The 2,498-nt window shown below is 71.7% G+C and carries 4 protein-coding genes; all 4 read right to left on the bottom strand.

Going from position 1 to position 2,498, the window contains the following annotated elements:
* On the bottom strand, positions 1 to 806 hold an 806-nt coding region (locus tag AC1DZ6_RS23425; protein ID WP_477099509.1), incomplete at its 3' end, for a saccharopine dehydrogenase NADP-binding domain-containing protein.
* 11 nt (positions 807 to 817) lie between these two features.
* On the bottom strand, positions 818 to 1,237 hold the full coding sequence (locus tag AC1DZ6_RS23420; protein ID WP_477099508.1) for a thiol-disulfide oxidoreductase DCC family protein: 420 nt from the start codon (positions 1,235 to 1,237) through the stop codon (positions 818 to 820).
* Entirely contained in the window at positions 1,234 to 1,827 is a 594-nt protein-coding gene (locus AC1DZ6_RS23415; protein ID WP_477099507.1) for an SRPBCC family protein, read from the bottom strand. Before AC1DZ6_RS23415 ends, AC1DZ6_RS23420 begins: the two co-directional genes overlap by 4 nt.
* Positions 1,828 to 1,863: 36 nt before the next feature.
* Positions 1,864 to 2,498, bottom strand: a 635-nt coding sequence (locus AC1DZ6_RS23410; protein WP_477099506.1) for an AMP-binding enzyme, incomplete at its 5' end; no start/stop codon positions are given.

The raw sequence follows: 2,498 nt of genomic DNA, 5'->3' as shown, positions 1-2,498 counted from the left end.
GTGGAGACCAGCCTGATCCGCCGAAGCCAGCTCAGCGCCCACAGGCCCAGGTGCAGGATCGGCAACTCCAGCCCGGCCCGGAAGACGGCGTCGCGGCGGGCGTGGAAGCGGGCGGGCAGCAGGTCGAGGTCGGGGACCTCGGCCAGGCCGGTCCAGCGCCGGCCCACGCCTGGGAAGGGCGTGCGGCGCGGGTCGCTCCAGCCGGAGCGGATCGTCCAGTGGCCGCGCATGAACACCCGGACAGGACCGCCGGCCCAGGCCAGGATGGCGCGGATCACCGACAGGCCTCGCGGGGCTTGCGCGCCCGGCGAGATCGCCGCCTCGATCCGGTCGATCCGGGTCCAGCCGTCGGTCATCCGGTCCAGGGCCGCATGGCTGAGGGCGGGGGTCGAGCTGGCGCCGGTGATCGCCCAGCGCCGGGCGGCGCGGGCCTCGCCGTCGAGCGCGGCCTCGAAGCCGGCCACGAAGTCGCGGGCGTCGGCCAGGTCCAGATAGTGGGCGCGGGCGGCCAGCACGGCGCGCGGGAAGGCGTGGTCCTGCCCCTGGAAAGGCCCGGCGGCGTCGACCACCGCCCAGGCGCCCAGCGCCGCCAGGCCCTTGGGGTCCAGGCGGTCCAGCCGGGCGACCTCGATCTTCGCGGCGGGTTTGGTCCGGGCCAGGTCGGCCGCCAGGGTCTCCAGCGGCGCCAGGGTGCGGGCCGCCAGCACCAGGACGACGTCGGGCCAGCGGGCGATCATCGCCGCCAGCCTCTGGCCGAAGACGCCGCTGGCCCCCACCAGGACGATGCGCTTGGGGCCATCTTTCATCGGATCGACGCTCATACGGTCGGCGGCTCAAGCACGAACCTGGCGCGCTGCTCGAGCGTGGGCAGCATGCAGGTCGAGCGCTTGCCCATCAGCCGATAGCGGTTGACGGCCAGCCAGTCATAGGCGCCGTCCAGCCAGGCGCGCGGCAAGACGTCGATCACGGCCAGCCACGACCACGGCGCGCCCAGACGCCGCAGCAGGGCCAGGACCGCCGCGCTCTTCTCGAACGCCCGGCCGCCGTCGAGGAACAGGAAGCTGGTCGGCTGCTCCGGGTCGATCCCGTGGTCCAGGGCCAGCTGCCGCCCATAGGCCGACTGGATCGGGGTGAAGCGGATCAGGCCCTTGCGGTCGATGGCCAGCACCGCGCGCACCGATCCGGAGCAGAGATTGCAGACGCCGTCGAACAGCCAAAGCGGATGACCGTCGCTCATCGGGCCGCCGCCACGCTCTCGCGGCGCAGGGCGCGCAGGGCGGCGGGGACGTCGCGGCGCATGGCCATGGTCGTCATGCCGTTGGGCAGGCCGAAGGGGGCCGAGGCGCGGTTGTCGTAGGTGACGCGGGTGCTCTTGCCGCCCTCGATCGGCTCCAGCAGCCACTGGCCCTCGCAATCCTTGATGTCGCCCGCCTCGCAGCGGAAGGCGATGCGCCGGTAGGGCTCGAGGTTCAGCCGCGAGGTCGAATGCAGGGCGGGCAGCAGAAAGCTCCATTTGACGATGTGCTCGCGCAGCTCGACGCGGCCGGCGGCGTCGCGCGACAGCACGCGGCAGCTCTTGACGCTGGGAGTCATCCGGGCGGCCCGCTCGCAGTCAAGGATGGTGGTCCAGACCACCTGGGGCGGGGCGGCGATGTCGATCATCGCCCGCACCTGGCCGCCGCGACCGCTGGGGTCGGCGTGGGCGTCCAGCGCGACGTCGCCGCTTTCGATCCGGTGCAGCCAGTCCTGGCTCGGCTCCTGCGACCCGGCGGCCGCGGGGGTCGTCAGGATCACCACCACCGCAACGACTAGGGCTCGGCCTCGCATGAGATAGAGCCTAGCCGAGTTACCGCCCTTAGCGCATCAGCTGTTGGCTCTATTTTTCACCAGGTCGTCGACCACCGACGGGTCGGCGAGAGTCGAGGTGTCGCCCAGGCTGCCCAGTTCGTTCTCGGCGATCTTGCGCAGGATGCGGCGCATGATCTTGCCCGAGCGGGTCTTGGGCAGGCCCGGCGCCCACTGCAGGATGTCCGGGGCGGCGAACGGGCCGATCTCCTGGCGCACCCAGAGGATCAGCTGCTTGCGCAGGTCGTCGGTGGCCTCGACCCCCGCCTTCAGCGTCACATAGGCGTAGACGCCCTGGCCCTTGATGTCGTGCGGATAGCCGACCACGGCCGCCTCGGCGACGGTGTCGTGGGCGACCAGGGCGCTCTCGATCTCGGCGGTGCCCAGGCGGTGGCCCGAGACGTTGATCACGTCGTCGACCCGGCCGGTGATCCAGTAATAGCCGTCCGCGTCGCGCTTGCAGCCGTCGCCGGTGAAGTACTTGCCCGGATAGGCCGAGAAATAGGTCTCGAAGAACCGGCCATGGTCGCCGTAGACGGTCCGCATCTGGCCCGGCCAGCTGTCGGTGATCACCAGGTTGCCCTCGGTGGCGCCCTCCAGCACGTGGCCCTCGGCGTCGACCAGCTGAAGCTTGACGCCGGGCAAGGGCTTGG

The sequence above is a fragment of the Caulobacter sp. P1_B12_2 genome (genome assembly GCF_056406675.1).
The sequence above is the reverse complement of the archived record's forward strand: the minus strand, read 5'-3'. Positions and strand labels throughout refer to the sequence as shown.